Genomic DNA, 26,592 nt, shown 5'->3' on the forward strand with positions numbered 1-26,592 from the left:
GGCGGGATTCGCTATGGTTTAAGGAGCTGCTTGCGCTTGATGGAAGGCGGTTTCAGCATTGAAACGCATTGAAAACCTTGCTCTTCACGCGGCAGCAGCTATTGTTTTGGTAGTACTGCCGCATTCACGCCTGCGCATCGGGCGCGGCCTCGCCGGTCAGGCGATAGCCGGCGCCGCGCACGGTCTGCACCATGCGCCCGGCGCCGCCCAGGGCTTCGCGCAGACGCTTGATGTGCACGTCCACCGTGCGCTCCTCGATGAAGACGTGGTCGCCCCAGACCTTGTCCAGCAGCTGGGCGCGGCTGTGCACGCGCTCGGCGTGCTTCATGAGGTAGTGCAGCAGGCGAAATTCCGTCGGGCCGAGCTTCAAAGGCTCGTCCCGCCAGCTGACGCGGTGGGTGGAGGCGTCCAGCACCAGCGCGCCTATCGTCACGCTGTCGCTGAGCTGCTCGGGCGCGCGCCTGCGCAACACGGCGCGCATGCGCGCCAGCAGCTCCTGGGTGGAAAAGGGCTTGGTCACGTAGTCGTCGGCGCCGGCGTCCAGACCGGCGACCTTGTCGGGCTCGTCGCCGCGCGCCGTCAGCATCAGGATGGGCACGGCCTTGGTGCGGCTGTCGGCGCGCCAGCGGCGGGCCAGTTGCAGGCCGCTCATGCCGGGCAGCATCCAGTCCAGCAGGATGACGTCGGGCAGCACGGCGTCCAGCTCGCGCTGGGCGGCCTCGCCGTCTTCGGCCCAGACGGGTGCAAAACCGTTGTGGCGCAGGTTCACGGCGATGAGCTCGGCGATCGGCGGCTCGTCCTCGACGATGAGCACGCGGGGCAGTTTCTTCATGCGGCGGTAGGGCGGGTGCAGGGTGGACGCGTGGTGGATGGGCGGGCGCTCAGCCCAGCGCGGACTCGATCTCGTGCAGCGCGCGGTGGCGCACGTCGCGGCCTTCGACCAGGTAGATGATCAGCTCGGCCACGTTCTTGGAGTGATCGCCGATGCGCTCGATGGCCTTGGCCAGGAACAGCAGGTCCAGGCTGGGCGAGATCTTGCGCGGGTCTTCCATCATGTAGGTGACCAGCTTGCGCACGAAGCCGTCGAACTCCTCGTCGATCAGGTCGTCCTCCTTCAGGATGGCCAGCGCGGCGCGGGTGTCCAGCCGGGCGAAGGCGTCCAGCGCCTTGCGCAGCAGGCCCGAGGCCAGATCGGCCGCCACGCGCAGGTCGCTGGTGGGCAGGGCGCGGGCGGCGCCGCTGTCGATGATGGACAGGCACATGCGCGCCATGCGCGTGGCCTCGTCGCCCATGCGCTCCAGATTGGCCGTGGCCTTGGAAAAGGCCATCAAGAGGCGCAGGTCGCGCGCCGTGGGCTGGCGCCGGGCGATGATGGTGGTCAGCTCGTGATCGATCTCCACCTCCATGGCGTTCACGCGCTGCTCCAGCGTCTCGACCTCCTGCGCCGCCTCGGGGCTGAAGTGCGACAGCGCGTGGATGGCCTGGCGGATCTGCGACTCCACCAGCCCGCCCAGCTCCATGACGCGGGCGGAGATGGCGTTCAACTCGCTGTCGAACTGTGTGGAAAGATGCTTCTCGGTCATCCGAACCTTCCTGTGATGTAGTCCTCGGTCTCTTTGCGCTGGGGCTTGAAGAACATGGCCTCGGTCTCGCCGAACTCCACCAGGTCGCCCAGGTACATGTAAGCCGTGTAGTCGCTGCAGCGCGCGGCCTGCTGCATGTTGTGCGTGACGATGACCACCGTGTAGTCGTTCTTCAGCTCGGCGATCAGCTCCTCGATCTTGGCCGTGGAGATCGGGTCCAGCGCCGAGCAGGGCTCGTCCAGCAGCAGCACCTCGGGCTTGATGGCGATACCGCGGGCGATGCACAGGCGCTGCTGCTGCCCGCCCGACAGGCTGGCGCCGCTTTGGTGCAGCTTGTCCTTGACCTCGCCCCACAGCGCAGCCTTGCGCAGCGCCCATTCCACGCGCTCGTCCATGTCGGTGGCGTTCAGGCTCTCGAACAGCTTCACGCCGAAGGCGATGTTGTCGTAGATGGACATCGGGAACGGCGTGGGCTTTTGGAACACCATGCCCACCTTGGCGCGGATCAGCGCCACGTCTTCCTTGGCCGTCAGCAGGTCCTGCCCGTCCAGCAGGATCTGCCCTTCGGCGCGCTGCTCGGGGTACAGCTCGAACATGCGGTTGAAGGTGCGCAGCAGCGTGGACTTGCCGCAGCCGGACGGCCCGATGAAGGCCGTCACCTTGTTCTCCGGAATGTCCAGGTTGATGCTCTTGAGCGCATGGAAGCGCCCGTAATAGAAATTCAGGTCGCGCACGCTGAGCTTGGCTCGCGGGGGCTCAAAAGTCCGGGTGGAGGGCATGAAACTCTCGCTTCAGGGGTTTGCTCGTTGCGTTGCTACTACTTCTGCCGCGCCAGCACGCGCGCCAGGATGTTCAGGGCCAGCACGGCCAGCGTGATCAGGAACACCGCGGACCAGGCCAGCTGCTGCCAGTTCTCGTAGGGGCTCATGGCGAACTTGAAAATGGTCACCGGCAGGCTGGCCATGGGCTTGGACAGGTCGCCGTTCCAGAACTGGTTGTTTAGCGCGGTGAACAAGAGCGGCGCCGTCTCTCCGGCGATGCGCGCCACGGCCAGCAGCACGCCGGTGATGACGCCGGCACGCGCCGCGCGCAGCGTCACCAGGGTGATGACCTTCCACTTCGGCGTGCCCAGGGCGTAGGCCGCCTCACGCAGGCTGGCGGGCACCAGCACCAGCATGTTTTCGGTAGTGCGGATGACCACCGGGATGACGATCAGCGCCAGCGCCATGATGCCGGCCCAGGCGGAAAAGCTCTTGAAGCGCGCCACCACCACGGCGTAGACGAACAGACCGATGACGATGCTGGGCGCCGACAGCAGGATGTCGTTGACGAAGCGCGTGACGCTGGACAGCCAGCCGCGCGGGTCGTACTCGGCCAGGTAGACGCCGGCCATGATGCCGATGGGCGTGCCCACAAAGGTGGCCAGCAGCACCATGACAAAGGAGCCGAAGATGGCGTTGGCCAGGCCGCCGGCCTCGTTGGGCGGCGGCGTCATCTGGGTGAACAGGGCCACGCTCAGGCCGCCCAGGCCCAGGCGGACGGTCTCCCACAGGATCCAGATCAGCCAGAACACGCCGAAGGCCATGGCCAGCAGCGACAGCGCCAGGGCCACCTGGTTCACGCGCTTGCGCGCCGCGTAGCGCTGGGCGCGCACCTGGGCCAGGTCGGCGGCGGCGATCAGCCGTTGCGAGGTGCGAATCTCCGTGCGGGTGCTCATGCGCGTGCTCCTTCGCCCTTTTTCAGGCGGGCCAGCAGCAGTTTGGACAGCGACAGGACGATGAAGGTGATGAAGAACAGCACCAGCCCCAGGTAGATCAGCGAGGCCTGGTGCAGGCCTTCGCCAGCCTCGGCGAACTCGTTGGCCAGGGCCGAGGTGATGCTGTTGGCCGCGTCGAAGACCGACAGGGTGTTGAGCTGGTTCATGTTGCCGATGACGAAGGTGACGGCCATGGTCTCGCCCAGCGCGCGGCCCAGGCCCAGCATGATGCCGCCCAGCACGCCCGACTTGGTATAGGGCAGCACGACCTTCCAGACCACCTCCCAGGTGGTGGCGCCCAGTCCGTAGGCCGACTCCTTGAGCAGCGCCGGCGTGACCTCGAACACGTCGCGCATCACCGAGGCGATGAACGGGATGATCATGATCGCCAGGATGATGCCGGCCGACAGGATGCCGATGCCCACCGGCGGGCCCGACACCAGCGCGCCCAGGTAGGGCACACCGGCCAGCAGCGCCTGCAGCGGCTGCTGCACCCAGGCGGCCAGGATGGGGCCGAACACCATCAGGCCCCACATGCCGTAGACGATGGAGGGCACGGCCGCCAGCAGCTCGATGGCCGTGCCCAGCGGGCGCTTGAGCCAGGCGGGCGACAGCTCGGTCAGGAACAGCGCGATGCCGAAGCTGACTGGCACGGCGATCAGCAGGGCGATGAAGGACGTGGCCAGCGTGCCGTAGATCATGACCAGGCCGCCGTACTCGTTCTTGACCGGGTCCCAGACGCTGCTGGTCAGAAAACCCAGGCCGTAGGCCTGGATGGACGGCCAGGCGCCATGCACCAGCGAGGCCATGATGCCCAGCAGTAGCGCCAGCGTGACCAGCGCGGCGCCGCGCGCCAGCCAGCCGAAGATGCGGTCGACGAGCACGCTGGAAATCATGGCGCGGCGCGCAGGCGGGGTGCTTTGGGAAAGCCGGCGAGCCGCATCGAGCGGCGGCACCTGGGGGGCTGGCAGCATGGTGGACACGTCCGTTGCCTAGAGAGGGAGAAAAACAAGCCGGCTGGCCCGCCGGGCGAGGGGCGGGCCAGCGCGCCAGCTTACTTCAGGGAAACGGCCTGACCGGAGGCGTCCTTGATGTCGCCCCAGGACTTCATGATCACGCCCTTGACGCTCTCGGGCATGGCCACGTAGTCCAGGTCGGAGGCGGTCTTGTCACCGCTCTTGTAGGCCCACTCGAAAAACTTCAGCGCCGTGGCGGCTTGCACCGGCTTGTCCTGCTTCTTGTGCATCAGGATGAAGGTGGCCGAGGTGATGGGCCAGGCATCCTTGCCAGGTTGGTCGGTGAGGATCTGGTAGAAGCTCTTGGCCCAGTCGGCACCCGCGGCGGCGGCCTTGAAGGAGGCCTCGTCCGGCGAGACGAAGTTGCCCGCGCTGTTTTGCAGCTGCGCGTAGGTCAGCTTGTTTTGCTTGACGTAGGCGTACTCCACGTAGCCGATGGAATTGGGCAGGCGCGCCACGAAAGCGGCCACGCCCTCGTTGCCCTTGCCGCCCGCTCCGGTAGGCCAGTTCACGGCCGTGCCCTCGCCCACCTTGGACTTCCACTCGGCGTTGACCTTGGACAGGTAGTTGGTGAAGCCAAAGGTCGTGCCCGAGCCGTCGGCACGGCGCACCGGGGCGATCGTGGCGTCCGGCAGGTTCACGCCGGGGTTCAGCGCCTTGATGGCCGCGTCGCTCCACTTGGTGATCTTGCCCAGGTAGATGTCGCCGATGACCTGGCCGTTCAGCTTGAGCTGGCCGGGCTGCAGGCCCTGGATGTTGACCACCGGCACGATGCCGCCGATCACGGTGGGAAACTGCACCAGACCCTTGGCTGCCAGTTCCTCGTCCTTCAGGGGCGCGTCAGAGGCGCCGAAGTCCACCGTCTTGGCCTCGATCTGGCGCAGGCCGGCTCCCGAACCCACCGACTGGTAGTTGATCTTCACCCCGGTGGCCTTGTTGTAGTCGGCGGCCCACTTGGAATACAGCGGCGCAGGGAAGCTGGCACCGGCGCCCGTGGCTTCCTGCTGGGCCCAGGCGCTTGTGACAGCGCCCAACGCCACTACACCAGACACCAGAACCCGAATCGCGGAGAGTTTCATGGAAGAGACCTCTTGGTTGGAAAAATCGCTATGTCGGCAATGTAGGAGCCGTCTGTGACAGGTGCGTGACATACAGCGTGACGGTCACAAATACGTTTTCTCTCTTCGGAACGGGCGCCGCGTCCTTGTCACATGGCTGTCGCAGGCGCTGCTTAGTCTCCCGCCGCCGCCCATGACGGCGCACCGCACGGGAGAAAAAAACCATGTTCCGCCACCCCTCGTTCCAGTCCACCCTCACGGCCCCGGGCCGCCGCGCGCTGCTGCGTGCCGCGGGCGCCTGCGCCGCGGCCGGCGCCCTGCCCCGCGCGCTGGCCCAGGAGGGGCGCCCCATCGCCGTGGCGCAGATCGTCGACCTGTCGGCCCGCCATCAGGACGTGGGCCGCGACTTCCTGATCGGCTCGCGCGCCGCCTGGGCGGACCTCAATACCCGGGGCGGCCTGCGCGGCCAGCCGGTGCAGCATCTGGGGCTGGAGACCGACGGCTCGCCCGCCGCCATACAGGCCGCCTGGCAGGCGGCGCACCAGAATCCGGCCTGCGTCGCGCTCTCGGGCTGCGCCGGCGACAGCGCCGCCGCCGCCGTGGCGCAGCTGCAGGCGGGCGGCAGCACCCTGGCGCTGGCCGCGCCCTGGCTGCACCGCCAGTGGCAGGACGAGGGCGACACCGTGTTCAGCATCTTCCCCGGCTACCAGGCGCAGATCGGCCACGCCGTGCGTTCGCTGGCGGCGATGGGCGTGCAGCAGGCAGGTGTGGTCTTCGCCCATCCCGGCCTGCAACAGCAGCTGCAGGCCGGAGTGCTGCAGGCTGGCACGGCCATGGGGCTGCGCACCCAGGTGCTGACCGCCGCGCAGCGCCGCACCGCGCCGCCGGCCATCGTGCTGTTCGTGGGCGGCACGCCCGAGCTGCACGACTACGTGGCCCGGCTGGAGCTGCCGCGCGGGCGCCAGTGCTACGTGGTCGCCCTGGCCGACGTGAACCTGCAGGTGCTGGCCCAGTTGGGCGGCGCGCGGCACAACGTGCCGGTGATCGCCACCCAGCCGGTGCCTCTGGTCACCGCCGGCCTGCCCATAGTGCGCGCCTACCGCGAGGTGATGGGCCGGCTGTACGACGAGCCGCCCTCGCCCCAGGGCCTGGCGGGCTTCATCGCCGCACGCTACACGGCCGAGGTGCTGGCCTCGGTGGCCGGCCCCCTGACCCGCGCCAGCGCGCTGGCCGCCTTCAGGCAGCGCCGCGAGGTGCACCTGGGCGGCTACGTGGTGGCCTACCAGGGGCGGCGACCGGCCGGCGGACTGGTGACGCAGAGCATGCTGGCGGGGGACGGCCGCATCGTCGGCTGACGCCTACCCGCCCACCCGCGCGGCGGCAGGTACCATGCGGCCCCGCCAAAAGAACCGCGCAGCACGCGCACATCCATGCAAGACGGAACACTGCTTGCGGCCGTGGACCTGGGGTCCAACAGCTTTCGCCTCGAAATCGGCCGCCTCGACCACGGGTTCATCCACCGGGTCGAATACCGCAAGGAAACGGTCCGCCAGGGCGGCGACCTGGACGAGGAACGCAACCTCTCTGCCGATGCCATGCAGCGCGGCTGGGACTGCCTGGCGCGCTTTGCCGAGCGGCTGGCGGGCTTTGCGCCCGCCCGGGTGCGCGCCGTGGCCACGCAGACCCTGCGCGAGGCGCGCAACCGCGAGGAGTTCATCCGCCGCGGCGGCGAGATCCTGGGCTTTCCCATCGAGGTGGTCTCCGGCTCCGAGGAGGCACGGCTGATCTACCAGGGCGTCTCACGCCTGCTGCCGCAGTCGGACGAGCGGCGGCTGGTGGTGGACATCGGCGGGCGCTCGACCGAGCTGATCCTGGGGCGGCAGTTCACGGCCAGCGCCGTGGCCTCGTACCGCGTGGGGAGCGTGGCCTGGTCGGCGCGCTACTTTGCGGACGGCGCCTTCACGCGGGAGGCCTTCCAGGCTGCCGAGACCGCCGCCCGCGCCGTGCTGGACGAGGCGGCCCAGGCCTATCACGGCGGGCTGTGGGACGTGGCGTATGGCTCGTCCGGCACCATGGGCGCGGTGGGCACGGTGCTGGCCGCTGCAGGTCACGGCGAGGGCCGCATCACCCGCGACGGCCTGGACTGGCTGCACGAGCAGCTGCTGCGCGCCCGCCACGCCGACCGGGTGCGGCTGGACGGGCTGAAGGAAGACCGCCGCCCGGTCATCGGCGGCGGCGTGAGCATCGTGCGCGCCCTGTTCGATCTGCTGGGCCTGGAGGAGATCACCGTGGCCCAGGGCGCGCTGCGCCAGGGCGCGCTGTACGACCTGCTGGACCGCGACCAGCCCGGCGCCGACCTGCGCTCGGCCAGCGTGCAGGGCCTGGTGCAGCGCTTCGGCGTGGACGAGGCCCATGCCGCCCGCGTGTCGGCCCTGGCCAGCCGGCTGTTCGCGCAGGCCGCACCCGCCGGCAGCGAGGACGCGACGCGCCAGCTGCGGTGGGCGGCCCGGCTGCACGAGATCGGTTGCCGTATTTCGCACGACGGCTACCACCGTCACGGCGCCTACATCCTGGATCACGCCGACGCGGCAGGCTTTGCCCAGGCCGAGCTGCACGCCCTGAGCCAGCTGGTGCTGGGCCACCGCGGCAAGCTGCGCAAGCTGGAGGCCGCCCTCGCCGACCCGGTGCTGGCCCTGCAGCTGATGTGCCTGCGCACCGCCGTGGCCGTGTGCCACGCCCGCCGCGAGCCTGACGCCGAAGGGCTTGAGCTGCGCCTGCACGGCCGCTGCTGCACCGTGCGCACGCGCCCGGGCTGGGCCCAGGCCTATCCGCAGTCGGCCTACCTGCTGCGCGAGGAGGCGCAGGCCTGGCAGAAGACGCCCTGGGACTATTGCGCCGAGCTGGCGTGAATATGAATGAAAAGTGCCTCTAGCGCCCGCCAGTCAAGCGCTGGAAGCTATCAAAAGGATAGCCGGCTAGAGGAAGTCAGGCGACTGCACCACCATCAGCACAGTCTGCGCCACGTCCTGGCGCTGGCGCTGGCGCAGCCACCACACGGCGCCCTTGCGGATGGCGCAATCCGCCTCGCGCATGCCCAGCAGCCGCGCCGCCGTCTGGCCCAGCAGGGGCTGGTGGCCCACCACCAGCACGGCGCCGCGGGCACCCGGCCACTGCACCAGTTCCAGCAGTTCATCGGGATTGCCGCCGGGCAGCAGTTCGGCGCGCAGCTTGAACTTGCGGCCCAGTGCGCGGGCCGTCTGCTCGGTGCGCCGGGCGGGGCTGGCCAGCACACGCAGGCCCTCGGGCACCTGGCGGTCCAGCCAGGCAGCCATGCGCGCGGCCTGCTTTTCGCCGCGCGGCGTCAGGGCGCGCTGCAGGTCGTCCTCGCCGTCGCGTGCCTCGATCGCCTCGGCGTGGCGCCAGAGGATGAGATCCATCACAGATCCGCCGCGCCCCTGAGGGCCGGCGTGCGCGGCGCGTAGCGCGCCATCAGGGCGCCCTGCGCGCCGTGGCCGTCCAGAGCGCGGGGCGCGCGCGCATAGCTGCCGTCGCTGGCGAGCGTCCAGGCGTCGCGGTCATCGTGCAGGTAGGCCACCAGGCACTCGTCGATGATGCGCTGGCGCAGCTTGCCGTCGGTCACTGGCCAGGCGATTTCCACCCGGCGCAGCATGTTGCGGTTCATCCAGTCGGCGCTGGACAGGTAGACGTCCTCCTGCGCGCCGCTGCGAAAGTAAAACACCCGCGTGTGCTCCAGGAAGCGGCCGATGACCGAGCGCACGCGGATGTTGTCCGTCATGCCCGGCACCCCGGCCGGCAGCATGCAGGCGCCGCGCACGATCAGGTCCACACTGGCGCCGCGCCGGGCGGCGCGCACCAGCGCGGCGATCAGTGCCTCGTCGGTCAGTGCGTTCATCTTGGCCACGATGCGCCCATCCTGCCCGCGCTCGGCGGCCAGGCCGGCAGCGTCGATCTTTTCGATCATGCGCCGCTGCAGATCAAACGGGGCCAGCAGCAGGCGCTTGAGCCTGGGCACCCGGTTCTGGTTGGCCAGGTGGTCGAAGACCGCGTCCATGTCGGCCGTGACGTGCGGGTCGGCGGTCAGGTAGCTCAGATCGGTATACAGCCGCGCGGTGCGCGGGTTGTAGTTGCCGGTGGACAGGTGGCCGTAGCGGCGCAGGCCGCCGCCCTCGCGCCGGGTCACCAGCAGCATCTTGGCGTGGGTCTTCAGTCCCACCACGCCGTACACCACCTGCGCGCCGATGGACTCCAGCGCCTCGGCCCAGTTGATGTTGGCTTCCTCATCGAAGCGCGCCTTCAGCTCCACCACTGCCATGACCTCCTTGCCGCGGCGCACGGCCTCGCGCAGCAGCTCCATCTGCTCGGAGTCGGCTCCCGTGCGGTAGATGGTCTGCTTGATGGCCAGCACCTGCGGGTCGCCCACGGCCTCGCGCAGAAAGCCCAGCACGCCGTCGAAGCTCTCGAACGGCTGGTGGATGAGCAGGTCGCGCCGGCGCACCCGCGCCAGGATGCCGCCAGGCCGCGGCAGCTGCGCCGGCCAGGCCGGCCGCCAGGCGGGAAACAGCAGCGCCGTGTCGCCCACCAGGTCCACCAGCTGCCCCAGCCGCACCAGGTTGACGGGGCCGTGCACCCGATACAGGGCGGCCGCCGGCAGCGCGAACTGCGTCTGCAGAAAATCGGCCAGAAAAGCCGAGCAGCCGGCCGAGACCTCCAGCCGCACGGCCTGGCCGTAGTGGCGGTGCTGGAGGCCCTGGCGCAGCGCGGTACGCAGGTTGCGCACGTCCTCCTCGTCCACCGCCAGGTCAGAGTGGCGCGTGACGCGGAACTGCGAGAACTCCACCACCTGGCGGCCGGGGAAGAGGTCGGCCAGGTGGGTGCGGATGATGCTCGACAGGCTGACGAATTTGGTACCAGAGGGCGCCACCTTGGCCGGCAGTCGCATGACGCGCTGCAGGGCCCGGGGCACCTTGACGATGGCGATCTCGTTCTCGCGCCCGAAGGCGTCGCCGCCGCGCAGGCGCACGATGAAGTTCAGCGACTTGTTGGCCACCTGCGGGAAGGGGTGGGCCGGATCCAGACCCACGGGGATCAGCAGGGGCCGCACCTCGCGCGCGAAGTGCTCGCGCACCCAGCGCCGCTGCGCCGCCGTGCGCTCGCCGTGGGGCACGATGCGGATGCCGAGCGCCGCAAAGGCGGGCATCAGCGAGTCGTTGTACAGCGCGTACTGGCGCGCTACCAGCGCCTGGGCCTTGAGCGCCAGGGCCTCGAAGGAGTTGACGCCGTAGGCGCTTTTGGAACCGCCGTCAGGGGTCGCACCCAGGTGCGCGGCCGCCCGCACCTCGAAGAACTCGTCCAGATTGGACGAGACGATGCACAGGTAGCGCAGGCGCTCGAGCAGGGGTACATCCTCGCGCACGGCCCAGTCCAGCACACGCTCGTTGAAGGCCAGGATACTGTGGTCACGGTCCAGAAGGACCAGGCTGGCGCCACTGGCGCCTCCAGGCGGCAGCCCATTGCCCTGCCCGGCGTGTTCGTCGGAGGGCGAAGGCAGCAGCAGGGACATCATGACGCGAGCAGGGTGGGAGGCACGGGCGCCAGTATTGAAAGGCCTCGTGACATTTTCATGACAGGACCTGCCGCCGCCGGCCGCGCCTTTAGCCCTTGCAGCTACCAGCGACCATGTAACGTTGCTTGCGGATAAAGCAACACTTTGGTACAAATTGCACTTTCCGCCTCTTCTTTTGCGGAGCCTCCCCCAGTCCATGTCTTTTTTGCCTGACGCCCTGGCGCTGGAGCCAAGGCAGTCCTCCACGCTGGCCCTGCAGCGCATCCTGCGCGAGCAGCAGACGTTGCTGGACAGTGCGGGCGTCGGCATCGTCTTCATCCGCCACCGCGCGGTGGTGCGCTGCAATCAGCGCTACGCTGAGATCTTCGGCTTGCGCTCGCCTGATGATGCCGTTGGCCACAGCAGCGAGGGCATGCACCCCAGCCGAGACGCCTTCCGCGAGCTGGGGCGTGCCGCCTTCCCGACACTGGCCGAAGGCTTGGCCTATCGCACGGAGCGCCAGATGCGGCGCGCCAACGGCCGCCTGTTCTGGGCCCACCTGACCGGCCGACTGATCGACCCCGCCGACAGCGCGGAAGGCTCCATCTGGATCGTCGACGACATCGACGAGCAAAAGCGCGCACAGGCCGAGCTGAACGCTGCGGTGCGCGAAAAGCAGATGCTGTTCGACCACGCCATGGTCGGCATCGTGGTGCTGCGCGAACGCCACCTCGCCCGCTGCAACCGACACTTCGAACGCATCCTGGGCTACGAGCCGGGCGAACTGCTGGGCCTGAGTTCGCGCCACTGGTACCTGACCGAGGCGGACTGGCAGCGCGCAGGCGAGCAGTGCTACACCCCCATCAAGCACGGCCGCGACTTCGAGGGGGAGATGACACTGCGCACGAAGGACGGCCGCGCCGTGGTGTGCGAGGTGCGCAGTCGCGCCATCGACCCGCAGGACCTGTCGCAGGGCACGCTGTGGATCGTTCTGGATGTCAGTGAGCGGCTGCGCATCCAGGCACAACTGGCCCACATGCATAGTGCGCTGGAGCAGCAGGTACGCGACCGCACGCAGGAGCTGCGTGAAACCGTGGCCGACCTGCACCGCGAGATCGAGCAGCGCAAGTACGACCAGGAGCGCATCCACTGGATGGCGCACTACGACGCCCTCACCGGCCTGCCCAACCGCGTGCTGCTGGCCGAGCGCGGCCAGCAGGCCGTGCGCACGGCGCGCGAGAGTGGCAGCCCGCTGGCCGTGATGTTCCTGGACCTGGACAACTTCAAGCATGTCAACGATTCGCTGGGCCACCGCGCCGGCGACACCCTGCTGATGGAGATCGCCCATCGCCTGCGCGGTACCGTGCGCGACCGCGACACCGTGGCCCGCCTGGGTGGCGACGAGTTCGTGCTGCTGCTGGTGGGCGCCAACGCCCAGGGCGCCGCCCGTGTAGCCGCCAAAATGCAGGAGGCCGCACGCCAGCCACTGCAGCTGGGCCGCCATGAGCTGTGCATGTCGCCGTCCATGGGCATTGCCCTGTTTCCCGACCATGGCGAAGATTTCGACACGCTGATCCAGGCCGCCGACACGGCCATGTATCACGCCAAGGCCGAGGGCCGCAATGGCTACCGCTTCTTCTCACCGCGCATGCAGGCCCAGTCGGCCCGGGCCCTGACGCTGACCAACGCCCTGCGCCGGGCACTGGAGCGTCAGCAGCTGACGCTGCACTACCAGCCACAGATGTGCCTGACCACGGGCGCAATGTGCGGCGTGGAGGCGCTGCTGCGCTGGGACCACCCCGAGCTGGGCCCCATCGGCCCGGCCGAGTTCATCTCCATCGCCGAAGACAGCGGGCAGATCGTGGCCATCGGCGAGTGGGTGCTGCGCACGGCCTTGGCGCAGCTCAAGCGCTGGCAGGACCAGGGCCGTCCACCGCTGACCATGGCCGTGAACCTGTCGGCCGCGCAGTTCCGCCACCCGCAGCTGCCCGAACTCATCGCCCAGTTGCTGGCCGAGCACGGGCTGCCCGGCGACCGGCTGGAGCTGGAGCTGACCGAGAACGTGGCCGTGGGCGACCCCGGTGCCGCCGCGCAGATCATGGACCGGATGCACGCTCAGGGCGTGCGCCTGTCCGTGGACGACTTCGGCACGGGCTACTCGTCGCTCAGCCAGCTCAAGCGCTTTCGCATCCACCGGCTGAAGATCGACCAGTCCTTCGTACGCGACTTGGGCCACGACGGCAACGATCGCGCCATCGTCAGCGCCATCATCCGCATGGCCCAGGCCCTGGGAATGCGCACCACCGCAGAAGGTGTGGAAACGCCCGAACAACTGGCCTTTCTGCGCGAGCAGGGTTGCGAGGAGGCACAGGGATATCACTTCGCCAAACCGATGCCGGCAGCGGCGCTGGAGCAATCACTGGGGTTGGCTGCCTGTCACTGACACGCCACAAGACAAAAGGCGCTGCAACCTTGAAAGTTGCAGCGCCTTTGTTTATCTGGGGTATCTGGGGTGGCTGATGGGACTCGAACCCACGACAACAGGAATCACAATCCTGGACTCTACCAACTGAGCTACAGCCACCGTAGCCATGCATTATAGCGCGGCAAAAAGCCGATTTTAGGCAAAACGCATCAATTCGCCGATTCGCCCTACTCAGAAGGATTGGCGCTGGGGCGCGGGGCCTTGATCTGAACCTTGAAGTTCTGCTTGAGCACTTCGTAGTACGCAAGCGCTTCGGCCGTGGACCAGGTGCGTTCGTACTGCTGACGTTCCATGGTTTGGCGAGCGTCGTCCACGCCTTCTCGCGGCACGATGCGGTTGACCTTGAGCACGGCGTAGCCGTCCGGCCCCAGGTTCACGCCCACCCAGGCGGGCAGACCATCCACCGGCGCGTGCAACGCGGCATCCACGATGGCGCGCGCCTGGCCCTGGGGCTGTTCGCGCGAGACGATGACCGGCTGGCCGAGGCCCGAGGCGGCGCCAGCGTTTTCCTTCCAGGCGGCAAGCTTGGCCACACCTTCCTCGCGCGCCAGTTCGGCGGACTTGGAGGCCAGGTACAGCGTGCGGGCCTTGCCCTGCGCCTGGTCGAGCGGCAGCGTCATCGCGGGCTGGTAGGCGGTGACGCGACCGGCTGCCAAAGTGCTGGTGGCAATCTCCACGGCTTCGGTATTGCGCTTGCTCTGCAGCGATTCGGGCTGGAACAGCGCCTCCAGGAAGCGCGGGCTGGCCAGTGCGCCTTCGGCGCCGGGCGCAGGCTGGCGAGTCACCCCCGATGCGGTGCGCACCTGCAGGTGGAATTTCTCGGCCACGGCGGTCAGGCTGTCGGACTGCTCGTAGACCCCGTTGGCGAACGCTTCCGCGGCCTCGGCGAACTTGCGCTGCGCCTGTTGCTGCTTGAGCTCCGTTTCCAGCGACGCGCGCAACTCCTCGAAGCTGGGCTGGCGCGGCGTCTTGATGTCGGTCAGCTGGATGATGTGATAGCCGAAGTCGCTTTCCACCACATCGCTGATCTCGCCCTTCTTCAGGGCGAACACGGCGTCCTCGAACGGCTTGACCATGGCGCCACGACCGAAGAAGCCCAGGTCGCCGCCCTCGGGAGCCGATCCGGGGTCCTGCGAATTCTTCTTGGCCACTTCGGCGAAGCTGCCCGGGGCCTTGCGCACCTGAGCCAGCAGTTCCTCGGCGCGTGCCTTGGCCTTCTCGCGCTCGGCCGCCGGGGCGTCCTTGGTGGCGTTGATAAGGATGTGGCTGGCTCGGCGCTCTTCCTGGCCGGCCAGGCGGGCCAGGTTTTCTCTGTAATAGGTACGCAGGTCGTCCTCGCTCAGGGTGATGCCGGCCTTGACTGCGTCCATGTCCAGCACCACGTATTCCACCGTGGCCTGCTCGGCCTGCTGGAACTGTGCCGGGTGTTCCTGGTAGTAGGCCTGCACATCCGCGTCCGTCACCTTCACCTTGTTGGCGAAATCTGCCGCCTTGAAATGCGCCACCTGGATCTCGCGGCGCTGCAGCAGTGCGTCGAAGGCCAGGGCCGCGTCCGCCGGAGCAGGAGTGGCCGTGTTGATGACACTGCCCAGCACCTGGCTGATGGCCAGATCCTGGCGCATGCGCATTTCGAAGCCTTCGGGCGTCAGGCCCTGCGCACCCACCAGGGCGCGGTAGGCCTCTGCGTCCAGCGTGCCGTCGGCGCGCTTGAGGGCGGCGATCTGCGGGATGGCCTGCAGCTCGGCCGCCAGCCGCGCGTCGGAAGCCATGAGGTGCATCTTGCTGGCAGCGGCCTGCAGCACGCGGTCGCGCACCAGGCGCTCCAGCGTGGCGTAGCGCGCCTGGGGCGAATCCAGCAGCCGGCCGTCGATGCCCGGCGACTGGGCGCGCAGGCGGTCACTTTCCATGCGATGGGCGTTGTCCCACTCGTCCTGCGTGATGTCCTTGCCGTCGACGCGTGCCACCACCGGGCTGCCGCCGGTGAAGTAGTTGCTGTCGATGCCCACGAGGACGAACGAAGGAATGATCAGCAAGAACAGCAAGAGCATGACCAGCTTGGAGTGCTTGCGGATGGATTCGAACATGGTCGGTCAGTCTTTCAACGGCGAGGCAAAAACAAAAGGCGAACTCGCGTTCGCCTTGTGATTGATTTTTTCGGGGGATTCGGGTGGTGGGTGCTAACGGGGTCGAACCGCTGACCTACGCCTTGTAAGGGCGCCGCTCTACCAACTGAGCTAAGCACCCCCCTTCAATCTCAAATGTCAGTTCAGGGCATCCTTCAATGCCTTGCCCGGACGAAACTTCGGCACTTTAGCAGCCTTGATTTTAATCGTTGCTCCGGTACGCGGATTGCGGCCGGTGCGCGCTGCGCGCTTGCCCACCGCGAAGGTGCCGAAACCCACCAGCGACACCGTGCCGCCGCGCTTGAGCGTCTTCTTGACCGCGTCGATCGTCGACTCCAGCGCGCGTGCCGCGGCGGCCTTGGAGATGTCTGCATTGTTGGCAATGTGCTCAATCAATTCGGTCTTGTTCACAGGAAGCCTCTCGCGTAAACGGTAGGTGAAAAGGTTGGGTCTCTGGCGTCTTGGTCCGCCTTGGCGGCGCCGTGCGCTGCATCGGCAGAGGCGCGTGGCGAAGGGGATGTGACCGCTTGCAGCCTGTCGACGGCTGCGCAAGTGCAACGGCAAATTCTAGTCGCATTTACAGTCACCGCCGGGCTGTCTCGCAAACGCAAGCGCTAGGGCGCAGCCCGGATTGACAAGCCGGCCGGGCCGCTCAGCGCGACACGCGCGCGCGAATTTCAGGCAGGGCTTTTTGCAGGTAGTAAGCCATGGACCAGACGGTGAGCACCGCCGCCAGCCAGATCAGCCAGGTGCCCCACAGGCGCGTGTCCACGCCCAGCACGCGGGCGTCGTACAGCAGGAAGGGGATGGCCACCATCTGCACCGTGGTCTTGAGCTTGCCCAGCATGTGCACCGCCACGCTGCGGCTGGCGCCGATTTGCGCCATCCACTCGCGCAGGGCGCTGATGGCGATCTCGCGGCCGATGATGATGAGCGCCACGAACACGTCGGCGCGCTGCATGTGCACCAGCACCAGCAGCGAGGCGCAGACCAGGAACTTGTCGGCCACCGGGTCCAGGAAGGCGCCGAAGGCCGAGGTCTGGTTGAGCTTGCGCGCCAAAAAACCGTCCAGCCAGTCGGTAGCGGCGAACACGATGAACATCACCGTGGCCACCAGGTTGCAGGTTTCGGGCCTCAGCGGCAAATAGAACACCCCCACGATCAGCGGTATCGCGACGATGCGCGTCCAGGTCATGACGGTGGGGATGGTGAGAAACATGGAGCGCGATTGTGGCATGGGGGTTTTCCTGAGAAAGGCTCAGCGCAGCGCGCGGTAGATGTCCTCGGCCAGCGCCTGGGAGATGCCCTCCACCGTGGCCAGGTCCTGCACGCTGGCCTCCTGCACGCCGCGCACGCCACCGAAACGCTGCAGCAGACGGGCGCGCTTCTTCGGGCCCACGCCGGGGATGTCCTCCAACCGGCTGCCGCCCACGCGCACGCGGGCACGGGCCGCGCGCATGCCGGTGATGGCGAAGCGGTGCGCCTCGTCGCGGATCTGCGCCACCAGCATCAGCGCGGCCGAGTCGCGCCCCAGCCAGATCTTGGGCCGCCCGTCGGCGAAGACCAGCTCCTCCAGCCCCACCTTGCGGCCCTCGCCCTTCTCCACGCCGACGATGCGCGAGACGTCCAGGCCCAGCTGCGTGAACACCTCGCGCGCCATGCTGACCTGGCCCTTGCCGCCGTCCACCAGCACCAGGTCGGGCAGGCGCGCCTGGCGGTTGGTGACCTCGGCGCCGCCGGCCTCGCGCTGCGCCTCGGCCACGTGCGAGTAGCGCCGGGTGAGCACCTGGCGCATGGCGGCATAGTCGTCGCCGCCGGTGATGCCCTCGATCTTGTAGCGGCGGTACTCGCTGTTTTGCATCTTGTGGTGATGGAACACGACACACGACGCCTGCGTCGCCTCCCCAGCCGTGTGCGAGATGTCGAAGCACTCGATGGTCAGCTGATCCAGGCTCTCCAGCTCCAGGTCCAGCGCCTCGGCCAGCGCGCGGGTGCGCGCCTGCTGCGAGCCCTCCTCGGCCAGCAGCCGGGCCAGCTGCAGCTCGGCGCCGCGCTGGGCCATGTCCAGCCAGGCGCGGCGCTGCTCGCGCGGCTGCTGCACGGCCGTCACGCGCACGCCCGCCTGCTGGCCCAGGGCCAGCAGCAACTCGGGGTCCACCGGCTCGCTGACGATCAGCGTGGGCGGCACGGGCACGCCCAGGTAATGCTGGGCAATGAAGGCCGCCAGCACCTGCGCCGCCACGCCGTGCCCGTCCGGGCCCGGCTGCTGCGCCGCCTCGTCCTCGGCGTGATAGATAGCGGCGGCTTCCTCCACGTGCACGGGGAAGTAGGCGCGGTCGCCCAGGTGGCGGCCGCCGCGCACCATGGCCAGGTTGACGCAGGCGCGCCCGCCCTGCACGCGCACAGCCAGGATGTCCACGTCCTTGTCGCTCACCGTCTCGATGGCCTGCTGGTGCAGCACGCGCGACAGCGCCGTGATCTGGTTGCGCACCTCGGCCGCCTGCTCGAACTGCAATTGCTCCGAATACCCCAGCATGCGCTGCTCCAGCTGGGCCAGCAGCTCCTGCGTTTCGCCGCGCAGCATGGCCTCGGCGCTGGCCACGTCGCCGGCGTACGCCTCGGGCGTGACCAGCTGCACACAGGGGGCGGAGCAGCGCTTGATCTGATAGAGCAGGCAGGGCCGCGTGCGGTTGGCGAAGACCGTGTCCTCGCAGGTGCGCAGGCGAAACACCTTCTGCAGCAACTGGATGGTTTCCTTGACCGCCCAGGCCCCAGGATACGGCCCGAAGTAGCGGTGGCGCTTGTCCGTGCTGCCGCGGTAGTAGGCCATGCGCGGAAAGCGCTGGCCCGGGGCATCGCCCGTGCCGTCCTTGGGCGCGATGCCGGTGATCTTCAGATAGGGATAGCTCTTGTCGTCCCGAAACAGGATGTTGTACTTGGGCCCGAGCGACTTGATGAGGTTGTTTTCCAGCAGCAGCGCCTCGGCCTCGGAGCGCACCACCGTGGTCTCCAGCCGCGCGATGCGGCCCACCATGTGGCCGATGCGCGTGCCGCCGTGCTGCTTGGTGAAATAGCTGGAGACGCGCTTTTTCAGGTTGCGCGCCTTGCCCACGTACAAGAGCGTGTCCTGCGCGTCGAAGTAGCGGTACACCCCCGGAAGCGGGGGCAGCGCCGCCACCTGGGCCAGCAATTCATCGGAATGGGAAGCGGACATGACGCTATTGTGGTGGCAGCCGCGGCAGCTTCAAAAATAATAGCTGCCTGCGCTTGATGGACAAGGGCTGGAGGCCAAAAAGGCTCTCAATCCTGGGCGCGCGGCGGCACCAGCGGCGCAATGCGCCGGCGCGGCGTGGTCGGCTCCGCTTCCACCATGCGCGCGCTGCGTTCGTGCGCGCCCTGCACCAGCTCGCCGATCAGCGCCGCCTCGGGCAGGTTGCGCCGGTAGTGGCGCGGCATTTCCTTGTGCATGGCGGCGGTGTTCAGGCGCGCCGGGTTGAAGATGTGCCGGTAGTAGGTGAGCCACAGCGCCTCGCCGGCGTCGGGCGGCGGCGCGTCGGCGCGCTGCGCGCCCGGGCCCCGGTGCAGCTGGCAGCCGTCCCAGCGCACGCTGGCGTCCGGCGTCAGCAGGGCCCAGTGCATGTGCGTGAAGCGCCGCACGAAGAACGGCGCCGCCGCCTCGGCGATGTAGTGCCGGGGCTCGAACCAGGCGACGTGCACGGTCTGCCCCTGCCCATCCACCACCGGGCGAAAGCGCACGAAGGCGTGCATCTTGTGCAGGTCGCGCGCCACCGCGCGGGCCATGTGCCGCGCCTGCAGCCGGTCGGCGTCCAGCGGGTCGTGGCGCAGCGCGGGTTCGTGCAGCAGGCGCCACAACAGGCGGTACATCAGGGCAAAGCGCGCCGGGTCGCGGTGCAGCACCAGGTGCTGGCACAGACGCACGAAGCCTTCGGGCACGCGCGGGCCGACGACGGGTTGCGGCTGCGCGTGGGAGCGAGTGCCGCACCGGCCGGCGGCTGGCGGCAGCTCCGGGGCCGGCCCGGCACAGTCCCCAAACAGGTCGCACGCCGCGTCCTGCTCAGTGAACCACTGCACGTGCTGCGGCGGCACGCCGGCCTGCAGCAGCGCACGGGCAGCGTGGCGAAAGCCGTCCCAGTCCGTGGCGTGCGCCAGGGTGGCGGTGTGCAGGGTCATGCTGGGCGCTAGTCAAACAGGCCGCGCTGCACGGGCGGCGGGGCCAGACGGGCGGCCAGGTCGGCGGCCTCCAGCGCTCGGCCGGGGCGGTGGTCGGCGGCCTCGACGAAGGCCAGCACCTTCTTGAGCGGCACGTGCAGCCGCGCCAGGTCGGCGTGGCGCAGACGGCGCACGCGGCGCGCGGCCAGCAAACGGTCCACCGAGCCCACGCCCAGGCCGGGCACGCGCAGCAGCAGCTCGCGCGGGGCGGTGTTCACGTCGACCGGAAAGCGCTCGCGATGCGCCAGCGCCCAGGCCAGCTTGGGGTCCATGTCCAGCGCCAGCATGCCGCCCTGCGTGGGCGAGACGATCTCGCCGGGTGCGAAGCCGTAGTAGCGCATCAGCCAGTCGGCCTGGTACAGCCGGTGCTCGCGCAGCAGCGGCGGCGCCGCCAAAGGCAGGCCGCGCGACGCATCCGGAATGGGACTGAAGGCCGAGTAGTACACGCGCCGCAGACGGTGCAAGCCGTACAGACGGGCGCTGGTGTCCAAGATGGTGCGGTCGTCGGTGGCATCCGCGCCGACGATCATCTGCGTGCTCTGCCCGCCCGGGGCGAAGGCCGGCGGCCTCGCGCGCCGCGCAGGCCGCGCCGCGCCCAGCGACACGGCGGGCGCCCTCGCCTGCTCGCGCCGCGCCTGGCGCGCGTCCTCGATGTGCACGGCCATGCGCGCCATCGAGCGCCCGATGGCCGCGCCGTCCTTTTGCGGCGCCAGTGCCGCCAGGCCTGCGGGCGTCGGCAGCTCGATGTTGATGCTCAGGCGGTCGGCGAAGCGCCCGGCGCGCTCCAGCAGCTCGGGCGCGGCGTCGGGGATGGTCTTGAGGTGGATGTAGCCGCGAAAGTCGTGCTGCTCGCGCAGCACGCGCGCCACCTCCACCACCTGCTCCATGGTGTAGTCGGGGCTTCGGATGATGCCGCTGGACAGGAACAGCCCCTCGATGCAGTTGCGCCGGTAAAAATCCAGCGTCAGCCGCACCACCTCGTGCACCGCGAAGCGGGCGCGCGGCACGTTGCTGCTGACGCGGTTGACGCAGTACAGGCAGTCGTACTGGCAGTAGTTGGTCAGCAGCACCTTCAGCAGCGAGATGCAGCGCCCGTCCGGCGCATAGCTGTGGCAGATGCCCATGCCCTCGGTGGAGCCCATGCCGCGCCCGCCGACGGAGTCGCGCGGCGCCGCCCCGCTGGAGGCGCAGGAGGCGTCGTACTTGGCCGCGTCGGCCAGGATGGCGAGCTTGGATTGCAAATTCACTGTACGAATTTACAGGAAATCCAGCCCGCCTGCCACGCCACCTAGGCCTGGGGCGCGGGCCACTCACTATCAAAAAAAGAGCTGCCAGCGCTTGTCGGACAAGCGCTGGCAGCCTATTTGGCTCTTGGTCCGGGATCAACCCGGAAACGCCACCTTACTTACTCAGCTTCGATCTTCGAGCTCTTGATGACGCCCGCCCAATTGGCGTAGTCCGCCTTCACGCGCTCGGCCAGCTGCTGCGGGCCCTGGTAGTCGGCGCTGGCGCCCTGCTCCTGCGCCTTCTTGCGGAAGGCCGGGTCTTCCACCACCTTCTTCAGGTCGGCGGCCAGGCGGTCGACCACCGGCTGGGGCACGGCGGCGGGCGCGAATAGCGCGAACCACGAGGTGGCGTTCACGCCCGGATAGCCGGCCTCTGCGGTGGTGGGCGCGTCCGGCAGGCTGGGCAGGCGCTCCTTGCCGGTGACGGCCAGCACGCGCAGCTTGCCGGCCTGGATGTGCGGCATGAACGGCGGCGCGGTGCCAAACGTCAGGTCCACCTGCCCACCCAGCAGGTCCTGCAGCGCCGGGCCGGTGCCCTTGTAGGGCACGTGCACCATCTTCACGCCGCCCTGTTGTTCCAGCATGGCGCCTGTGACGTGCTGCAGCGAACCGTTGCCCGACGAGGCGTAGTTCAGCTTGCCCGGGTTGGCCTTGGCGTAGGCGATCAGCTCGGGCAGCGTCTTCACCGGCAGGTCGCCGCGCACCACGATGATCTGCGGCGCCGAGATCACGTTGGCGACGGGACGGAAGTCCTTCAGATCCCACTGCGGCGTCTTCATCAGGTGGGGCGAGATGACGTGGTAGCCCGAGTACTGCATCAGCAGCGTGTAGCCGTCGGCCTCGGCGCGCTTGACGATGGCAGCGGCGATGGCGCCGTTGCCGCCGCCCTTGTTGTCCACCACCACCGACTGGCCCAGCACGGGCGACAGCGCCTGCGCGACCATGCGCGCCGACAGGTCGGTGGTGCCGCCGGCCGCCGTGGGCACGACGAAGGTTACGGGCTTGGCCGGATAGGCCTGGGCGGCGGCGCCGCCGGCACAGGCCAGGGCAGCGGCACCCAGGCTGGCGAGCAGAAAGCGTTGGCGAGTCATGTGCATGGTGGATGTCTCCTCTTATGGATAGTGGTGATGTGAATGAAAAAAGGGAATAAGCAATTCAGGCAGCCGCGGCGCGTGCCAGTGCCCGCTCGCGGATGGCCGGCAGCTCGGCCGGCGGCGGGTGCAGGTCCAGCCGCTGGCCGGCCTTGGTGATCTGGCCGGGCACCTCGTGCCCGATCAGCGCCGGCAGACGCCGCGCCGTGTCCAGCAGCGCCGGCAGATCGATGCCGGTGTCATAGCCCATGAGCTGCAGCGCGTGCACCACCTCCTCGGTGCAGACGTTGCCCGACGCGCCCGGCGCGTACGGACAGCCACCCAGGCCACCCAGCGATGCGTCGAAGCGCGTGGCGCCCGCGTCGATGGCCGCTAGCACGTTGGCCAGGCCCAAGCCGCGCGTGTTGTGAAAGTGCAGCGTGAAAGCCCGCTGCGGCCAGCGCGCCAGCGCCGCTGCCACGATCTGCGCCACCTGCGTCGGGTAGGCCATGCCGGTGGTGTCGCACAGCGTGATGCCGGCCACCCCCATGTCGGCGAAGCGCTGCACCCAGGCAAGGGCTTCCTCCTGCGGCACGTCGCCCTCCATGGGGCAGCCGAAGACGCACGACAGCGACACATTCACCGGCACGCCCGCGCCTCGCGCCACAGCGATCACCTGCGACAGCGCCGTGAAGGACTGCGCCCGCGTCATGCGCAGGTTGGCCAGGTTGTGCGTCTCGCTCACCGACATGACCAGGTTCAGCTCGTCGGTGCCGGACTCGATGGCGCGCTCGGCCCCGCGCACGTTGGGCACCAGGGCGGTGTAGGTCACGCCGGGGCGGCGCGCGATCTCGCGCATCACGATCTCGGCGTCGCGCAGCGCGGGAATGGCCGTGGGCGAGGTGAACGAGGTCACCTCGATCTTGCGCACCCCCGCAGCCGACAGGGCGTCCACCAGGGCGATCTTGTCCTCGGTGGGCACGAACTGCGCCTCCATCTGCAGCCCGTCGCGCAGGCCCACGTCGCAGATCTCGATGCGCCGGCCGGCGCCGTTCCATACGTTGTTGGTCTTCACTGGATCACTCCCTTGGCGCGCAGCAGCGCGATCTGCTCGGCCGTCAGGCCGGCCTCGGCCAGCACCGCGTCGGTGTCATCGCCCAGGTTGGGCGCGCTGCTGCGCACGCGGCCCGGCGTGGCCGACAGCTTGGGCACGATGCCCGGCACCAGCAGTTCGTCGCCGTCGCGCGTGCGCTGCGTCAGCAGCATGTCGCGGGCGCGGTAGTGCGGGTCCTCGGCGATGTCGCGGGCGGTGTAGACCTTGCCGGCCGGCACGCGCGCCTGGCCCAGCAGCTGCATCACGTCGGCCACGGTGCGCTGCCGCGTCCAGGCGCCGATGGCGGCGTCGATCTCGGCCACGCGGGCCACGCGGCCGGCGTTGTCGGCCAGCTGCGGGTCGTCGCCCAGGTCTGCGCGGCCAATGGCGGCCATCAGGCGCTTGAAGATGCTGTCGCCGTTGCCGGCCACCAGCACCCAGCCGTCCTGGCAGGGGTAGGCGTTGCTGGGCGCGATGCCCGGCAGCGCGCTGCCCGCGGCCTCGCGCACGGCGCCGAAGGCGCTGTACTCGGGGATCAGGCTCTCCATGCAGTTGAACACCGCTTCGTGCAGCGCCACGTCGATCACCTGGCCGGCGCCGCCGTTCACCTTGCGGTGGTACAGCGCCATCATCACGCCGATGGCGCCGTGCAGCGCTGCCAGCGTGTCGCCGATGGACACGCCCACGCGCACCGGCACGCGCCCGGGCTCGGCCGTGAGATGGCGCAGCCCGCCCATGGCCTCGCCAATCACGCCGAAGCCCGGCAGGTCGCGGTACGGCCCGGTCTGGCCGTAGCCCGAAATGCGCAGGATGACCAGGCCCGGGTTGAGGGCATGCAGCGCCTCGGGCGACAGGCCCCAGCCCTCCAGCGTGCCGGGGCGGAAGTTCTCGATCAGCACGTCGGCCTCGGCCACCAGCTTGCGCACGATGTCCTGCGCCTCGGCCTGGCGCAGGTCCAGCGCCACCGATTTCTTGTTGCGCGACTGCACCTGCCACCACACCGAGGTGCCGTTCTTGAGCAGGCGCCAGTTGCGCAGCGGGTCGCCCGTGCCGGTGGCCTCGATCTTCACCACGTCGGCGCCGAACTCGCCCAGCGTCTTGCCGCAGAACGGTCCGGCGATGAGCTGCCCCATCTCGATCACGCGCACCCCGGCCAGGGCGGCGGGGGCGGCGGTGTCTTGCTTGCTCGTCATATGTCTCCTGCGATAGCCGCGCGCATGATGCGTGGCCGCACCGCGCGTGCAAAACGCTCAAGCGCGACGCTGCCATCGCAAAGCGGCATGGCAGGGCGTAAGGCATTGAACAGGCTCTAACATCGCCGCCCATGAAACTCGACCCGCTCTCGCTGCGCCTGTTCGTCGCGGTGATGGAGGAAAACGCCATCGCCCGCGCCGCCGCGCGTGAGCACATCGCCCCCTCGGCCGCCAGCCGCCGCCTGGCCGAGCTGGAGAGCGTGCTGCGCGTGGAGCTGTTCGCGCGCAGCAACCGCGGCACCGAGCCCACCGCCGCTGCCTATGCCCTGCTGCACCTGGCGCGGGGCGTGCTCAACGACCTGGATGGCATCGGTGCGCAGATGCGCGACTTTCGCGCCGGCGTGCGCGGGCACCTGCGCGTGGTGGCCAACATCTCGGCCATCACGCAGTTCCTGCCGGGCGAGCTGCAGCGCTTCATGGCCGCGCACCCGCAGGTGCAGGTGCAGCTGCAGGAGCAGATCAGCACCGCCGTGGCGCGCTCCGTGGCGGAGAACGCGGCCGACGTGGGCATCCTGCACCACGGCAGCTACGGCGAACGCGTGGAGCTGCTGCCCTGGCGCGAGGACGAGCTGGTGCTGATCGTGCCCGCCGGCCATGCCCTGGCGCGACGGCGCAGCGTGCGCCTGGCCGAGGCCCTGCCCTGGGACTTCGTCGGCATGCACCCGGGCAGCGCCATCAACCACCAGCTGACGCGCGCCGCGGCCGAGCTGGAGGCGCCTTTGAAGCTGCGCATGCAGGTCACCAGCTACGACGCGCTGTGCCTGATGGTGTCCGCCGGGCTGGGCGTGGCCGTGCTGCCGCGCGGCAGCGCGCAGCTGCTGCGCGGCACGCTGGCCATCCGCACCGTCACCCTGGCCGAGCCTTGGGCGCGGCGGCGCCTGTCGCTGTGCGTGCGCGCGGACGAATCGCTGTCCAGCGTGGCGCGGCTGTTCGTCGAACACCTGCGTGCCCCCGCCTCCGAGGACGGTGCATGAGCGGGCTGCGCTGGGACCTCTTCTGCCAGGTCATCGACAACTTCGGCGATATCGGCGTGTGCTGGCGCCTGGCCGCGCAGCTGGGCGCGCGCGGGCACACCGTGCGCCTGTGGACGGACGACACCAGCGCCCTGGCGTGGATGGCACCGCAGGGCGCGCCCGGCGTGCAGGTGCTGCCCTGGCCCGCGCAGGCACCGCAGGGCGGCCCGGGCGACGTGGTGGTGGAGGCCTTCGGCTGCGAGATTGCTCCCGCATTCATAGCTGCCATCGCAGATGCCACAAGGGCCAGGGCCCGAAAACCCGTGTGGATCAACCTGGAGTACCTGTCGGCCGAGGGCTATGTGGAGCGCTGCCACCAGCTGCCGTCGCCTCTGGGCACCGGCCCCGGCGCGGGGCTGACGCGCTGGTTCTTCTACCCCGGCTTCACGCCGCGCACCGGCGGCCTGCTGCGCGAGGCGGATCTGGCCGCGCGCCAGGGCGCCTTCGACCGCGGCGCCTGGCGCGCGCGCCACGGCATCGCGCCGGATGCGCTGGCCGTCTCGCTGTTTTGCTATGAACCACCGGCCCTCGCGCAGCTGGTGCGGCAGCTGGAGGGCCTGGCCGGCGCCCACCTGCTGGCCACGCCCGGCCGGGCCGCCGCGGCGCTGCACGCCGTGCTGGGCGCCGATTTGCATGAAATCGGCCTCAAACCCTTGCTAGACAAGCGCGGGCAGCTATCAGTTTCATACCTGCCGCCCCGCCCGCAATCCGCCTTCGACGAGATGCTGTGGGCCTGCGACCTGAACTTCGTGCGCGGGGAGGACTCGCTGGTGCGCGCCCTGTGGGCCGGCCAGCCCTTCGTATGGCACATCTATCCCCAGCACGACGACGCCCACCACGCCAAGCTGCACGCTTTTTTGGACTGGCTGCAGGCCCCCGCCTCGCTGCGCCAGGCGCACCTGGCCTGGAACGGCCTGGCAGCGCCCGCCGCCCTGCCCGCCTTGCAGCCCGCCACGCTGCAGGACTGGCGCGAATGCACCCTGGCGGCGCACAATCGCCTTATGCAGCAGCCGGATTTGTTGACACAACTGCTGGGTTTTGTTCAGCAGAAAAGTTAGAATCG

22 protein-coding genes and 2 tRNA genes are annotated in these 26,592 nt (G+C 69.1%); 5 read left to right on the forward strand and 19 right to left on the reverse strand.

Annotated elements, in window-relative coordinates:
* Positions 1–124: 124 nt before the first annotated feature.
* From phoB to pstS, 6 genes are all read right to left on the reverse strand, one after another.
* Positions 125–832 (reverse strand): phosphate regulon transcriptional regulator PhoB, encoded by a 708-nt coding sequence (gene phoB, locus RT282_RS10090; protein WP_312302916.1) that lies wholly within the window; start codon positions 830–832, stop codon positions 125–127.
* Between the two features lie 49 nt (positions 833–881).
* The gene (gene phoU / locus RT282_RS10095) at positions 882–1,583 is read right to left on the reverse strand and encodes a phosphate signaling complex protein PhoU (protein WP_312302918.1); all 702 of its coding nucleotides are present in this window, start codon (positions 1,581–1,583) and stop codon (positions 882–884) included.
* Positions 1,580–2,362: a phosphate ABC transporter ATP-binding protein PstB gene (pstB, locus tag RT282_RS10100; protein WP_313313607.1), complete on the reverse strand. Its 783-nt coding sequence runs from the start codon at positions 2,360–2,362 to the stop codon at positions 1,580–1,582. Before pstB ends, phoU begins: the two co-directional genes overlap by 4 nt.
* Positions 2,363–2,400: 38 nt before the next feature.
* Positions 2,401–3,282: a phosphate ABC transporter permease PstA gene (pstA, locus tag RT282_RS10105; RefSeq protein WP_313314051.1), complete on the reverse strand. Its 882-nt coding sequence runs from the start codon at positions 3,280–3,282 to the stop codon at positions 2,401–2,403.
* A gap of 14 nt (positions 3,283–3,296) precedes the next feature.
* Entirely contained in the window at positions 3,297–4,313 is a 1,017-nt protein-coding gene (pstC, locus tag RT282_RS10110) for a phosphate ABC transporter permease subunit PstC (protein ID WP_409519478.1), read from the reverse strand.
* Between the two features lie 80 nt (positions 4,314–4,393).
* Positions 4,394–5,434, reverse strand: coding sequence for a phosphate ABC transporter substrate-binding protein PstS (gene pstS / locus RT282_RS10115; RefSeq protein ID WP_313313609.1), 1,041 nt, complete (start codon positions 5,432–5,434; stop codon positions 4,394–4,396).
* Between the two features lie 203 nt (positions 5,435–5,637).
* Between pstS and RT282_RS10120 the strand changes: the two genes are divergently transcribed.
* Both RT282_RS10120 and RT282_RS10125 read left to right on the forward strand, forming a co-directional pair.
* On the forward strand, positions 5,638–6,768 hold the full coding sequence (locus tag RT282_RS10120) for an ABC transporter substrate-binding protein (RefSeq protein ID WP_313313611.1): 1,131 nt from the start codon (positions 5,638–5,640) through the stop codon (positions 6,766–6,768).
* Positions 6,769–6,843: 75 nt separating this feature from the next.
* The gene (locus RT282_RS10125; protein WP_313313613.1) at positions 6,844–8,322 is read left to right on the forward strand and encodes a Ppx/GppA phosphatase family protein; all 1,479 of its coding nucleotides are present in this window, start codon (positions 6,844–6,846) and stop codon (positions 8,320–8,322) included.
* 66 nt (positions 8,323–8,388) lie between these two features.
* Here RT282_RS10125 and RT282_RS10130 read toward each other — a convergent pair whose 3' ends face one another.
* Positions 8,389–8,853: a histidine phosphatase family protein gene (locus RT282_RS10130; protein WP_313313614.1), complete on the reverse strand. Its 465-nt coding sequence runs from the start codon at positions 8,851–8,853 to the stop codon at positions 8,389–8,391.
* Complete coding sequence (gene ppk1, locus RT282_RS10135) at positions 8,850–10,997, reverse strand: polyphosphate kinase 1 (RefSeq protein WP_313313616.1); 2,148 nt, start codon at positions 10,995–10,997, stop codon at positions 8,850–8,852. The genes RT282_RS10130 and ppk1 overlap by 4 nt, the downstream gene beginning before the upstream one ends.
* A gap of 196 nt (positions 10,998–11,193) precedes the next feature.
* On the opposite strand from ppk1, the gene RT282_RS10140 reads away from it, so the two are divergent.
* Positions 11,194–13,419, forward strand: a complete 2,226-nt coding sequence (locus RT282_RS10140; protein WP_313313619.1) for an EAL domain-containing protein — start codon at positions 11,194–11,196, stop codon at positions 13,417–13,419.
* 65 nt (positions 13,420–13,484) lie between these two features.
* On the opposite strand, the gene RT282_RS10145 is transcribed toward RT282_RS10140, so the two are convergent.
* The 11 genes from RT282_RS10145 to RT282_RS10195 form a co-directional block, all read right to left on the reverse strand.
* Positions 13,485–13,560 (reverse strand) — tRNA-His (locus RT282_RS10145).
* 68 nt (positions 13,561–13,628) lie between these two features.
* A complete protein-coding gene (locus tag RT282_RS10150; RefSeq protein WP_313313621.1) occupies positions 13,629–15,545 on the reverse strand; it encodes a SurA N-terminal domain-containing protein in 1,917 nt (638 codons plus the stop codon).
* Positions 15,546–15,629: 84 nt separating this feature from the next.
* A tRNA-Val gene (locus RT282_RS10155) sits at positions 15,630–15,705 on the reverse strand.
* Positions 15,706–15,722: 17 nt separating this feature from the next.
* A complete protein-coding gene (locus RT282_RS10160) occupies positions 15,723–16,148 on the reverse strand; it encodes an HU family DNA-binding protein (RefSeq protein WP_313313623.1) in 426 nt (141 codons plus the stop codon).
* Between the two features lie 88 nt (positions 16,149–16,236).
* Positions 16,237–16,803, reverse strand: a complete 567-nt coding sequence (gene pgsA, locus RT282_RS10165; protein ID WP_312307306.1) for a CDP-diacylglycerol--glycerol-3-phosphate 3-phosphatidyltransferase — start codon at positions 16,801–16,803, stop codon at positions 16,237–16,239.
* 39 nt (positions 16,804–16,842) lie between these two features.
* Positions 16,843–18,798, reverse strand: coding sequence for an excinuclease ABC subunit UvrC (gene uvrC, locus RT282_RS10170; protein WP_313313625.1), 1,956 nt, complete (start codon positions 18,796–18,798; stop codon positions 16,843–16,845).
* 86 nt (positions 18,799–18,884) lie between these two features.
* Positions 18,885–19,775 (reverse strand): TIGR03915 family putative DNA repair protein, encoded by an 891-nt coding sequence (locus RT282_RS10175; protein ID WP_313313628.1) that lies wholly within the window; start codon positions 19,773–19,775, stop codon positions 18,885–18,887.
* Positions 19,776–19,783: 8 nt separating this feature from the next.
* Positions 19,784–21,061, reverse strand: a complete 1,278-nt coding sequence (locus tag RT282_RS10180; protein WP_313313630.1) for a putative DNA modification/repair radical SAM protein — start codon at positions 21,059–21,061, stop codon at positions 19,784–19,786.
* A 158-nt stretch (positions 21,062–21,219) separates the two neighbouring features.
* Positions 21,220–22,197, reverse strand: a complete 978-nt coding sequence (locus tag RT282_RS10185) for a tripartite tricarboxylate transporter substrate binding protein (protein WP_312305443.1) — start codon at positions 22,195–22,197, stop codon at positions 21,220–21,222.
* 58 nt (positions 22,198–22,255) lie between these two features.
* The gene (locus tag RT282_RS10190; protein ID WP_313313633.1) at positions 22,256–23,245 is read right to left on the reverse strand and encodes a hydroxymethylglutaryl-CoA lyase; all 990 of its coding nucleotides are present in this window, start codon (positions 23,243–23,245) and stop codon (positions 22,256–22,258) included.
* Positions 23,242–24,456 carry a CoA transferase gene (locus RT282_RS10195; RefSeq protein ID WP_313313636.1) on the reverse strand — a complete coding sequence of 405 codons (1,215 nt, stop codon included), beginning with the start codon at positions 24,454–24,456 and terminating at the stop codon, positions 23,242–23,244. The genes RT282_RS10190 and RT282_RS10195 overlap by 4 nt, the downstream gene beginning before the upstream one ends.
* A 131-nt stretch (positions 24,457–24,587) precedes the next feature.
* On the opposite strand from RT282_RS10195, the gene RT282_RS10200 reads away from it, so the two are divergent.
* Together RT282_RS10200 and earP are read left to right on the forward strand one after the other, a co-directional pair.
* Complete coding sequence (locus RT282_RS10200; protein ID WP_313313638.1) at positions 24,588–25,490, forward strand: LysR family transcriptional regulator; 903 nt, start codon at positions 24,588–24,590, stop codon at positions 25,488–25,490.
* Complete coding sequence (gene earP / locus RT282_RS10205; protein ID WP_313313640.1) at positions 25,487–26,587, forward strand: elongation factor P maturation arginine rhamnosyltransferase EarP; 1,101 nt, start codon at positions 25,487–25,489, stop codon at positions 26,585–26,587. Before RT282_RS10200 ends, earP begins: the two co-directional genes overlap by 4 nt.
* The last annotated feature ends 5 nt before the right edge of the window (positions 26,588–26,592 follow it).

It is taken from the genome of Pulveribacter sp., from assembly GCF_032079985.1.
Classification (GTDB): domain Bacteria; phylum Pseudomonadota; class Gammaproteobacteria; order Burkholderiales; family Burkholderiaceae_C; genus Melaminivora.

What these genes read in the sequence shown, in the direction of transcription:
- RT282_RS10140 (WP_313313619.1), top strand. Translation starts at nt 11,194, where the DNA reads ATGTCTTTTTTGCCTGACGCCCTGGCGCTGGAGCCAAGGCAGTCCTCC.
- RT282_RS10185 (WP_312305443.1), bottom strand. Translation starts at nt 22,197, where the DNA reads ATGCACATGACTCGCCAACGCTTTCTGCTCGCCAGCCTGGGTGCCGCT.
- pgsA (WP_312307306.1), bottom strand. Translation starts at nt 16,803, where the DNA reads ATGTTTCTCACCATCCCCACCGTCATGACCTGGACGCGCATCGTCGCG.
- phoU (WP_312302918.1), bottom strand. Translation starts at nt 1,583, where the DNA reads ATGACCGAGAAGCATCTTTCCACACAGTTCGACAGCGAGTTGAACGCC.
- uvrC (WP_313313625.1), bottom strand. Translation starts at nt 18,798, where the DNA reads ATGTCCGCTTCCCATTCCGATGAATTGCTGGCCCAGGTGGCGGCGCTG.
- ppk1 (WP_313313616.1), bottom strand. Translation starts at nt 10,997, where the DNA reads ATGATGTCCCTGCTGCTGCCTTCGCCCTCCGACGAACACGCCGGGCAG.
- pstS (WP_313313609.1), bottom strand. Translation starts at nt 5,434, where the DNA reads ATGAAACTCTCCGCGATTCGGGTTCTGGTGTCTGGTGTAGTGGCGTTG.
- RT282_RS10200 (WP_313313638.1), top strand. Translation starts at nt 24,588, where the DNA reads ATGAAACTCGACCCGCTCTCGCTGCGCCTGTTCGTCGCGGTGATGGAG.
- phoB (WP_312302916.1), bottom strand. Translation starts at nt 832, where the DNA reads ATGAAGAAACTGCCCCGCGTGCTCATCGTCGAGGACGAGCCGCCGATC.
- earP (WP_313313640.1), top strand. Translation starts at nt 25,487, where the DNA reads ATGAGCGGGCTGCGCTGGGACCTCTTCTGCCAGGTCATCGACAACTTC.
- pstC (WP_409519478.1), bottom strand. Translation starts at nt 4,313, where the DNA reads ATGCTGCCAGCCCCCCAGGTGCCGCCGCTCGATGCGGCTCGCCGGCTT.
- RT282_RS10125 (WP_313313613.1), top strand. Translation starts at nt 6,844, where the DNA reads ATGCAAGACGGAACACTGCTTGCGGCCGTGGACCTGGGGTCCAACAGC.
- pstB (WP_313313607.1), bottom strand. Translation starts at nt 2,362, where the DNA reads ATGCCCTCCACCCGGACTTTTGAGCCCCCGCGAGCCAAGCTCAGCGTG.
- RT282_RS10150 (WP_313313621.1), bottom strand. Translation starts at nt 15,545, where the DNA reads ATGTTCGAATCCATCCGCAAGCACTCCAAGCTGGTCATGCTCTTGCTG.
- RT282_RS10175 (WP_313313628.1), bottom strand. Translation starts at nt 19,775, where the DNA reads ATGACCCTGCACACCGCCACCCTGGCGCACGCCACGGACTGGGACGGC.
- RT282_RS10120 (WP_313313611.1), top strand. Translation starts at nt 5,638, where the DNA reads ATGTTCCGCCACCCCTCGTTCCAGTCCACCCTCACGGCCCCGGGCCGC.
- RT282_RS10195 (WP_313313636.1), bottom strand. Translation starts at nt 24,456, where the DNA reads ATGACGAGCAAGCAAGACACCGCCGCCCCCGCCGCCCTGGCCGGGGTG.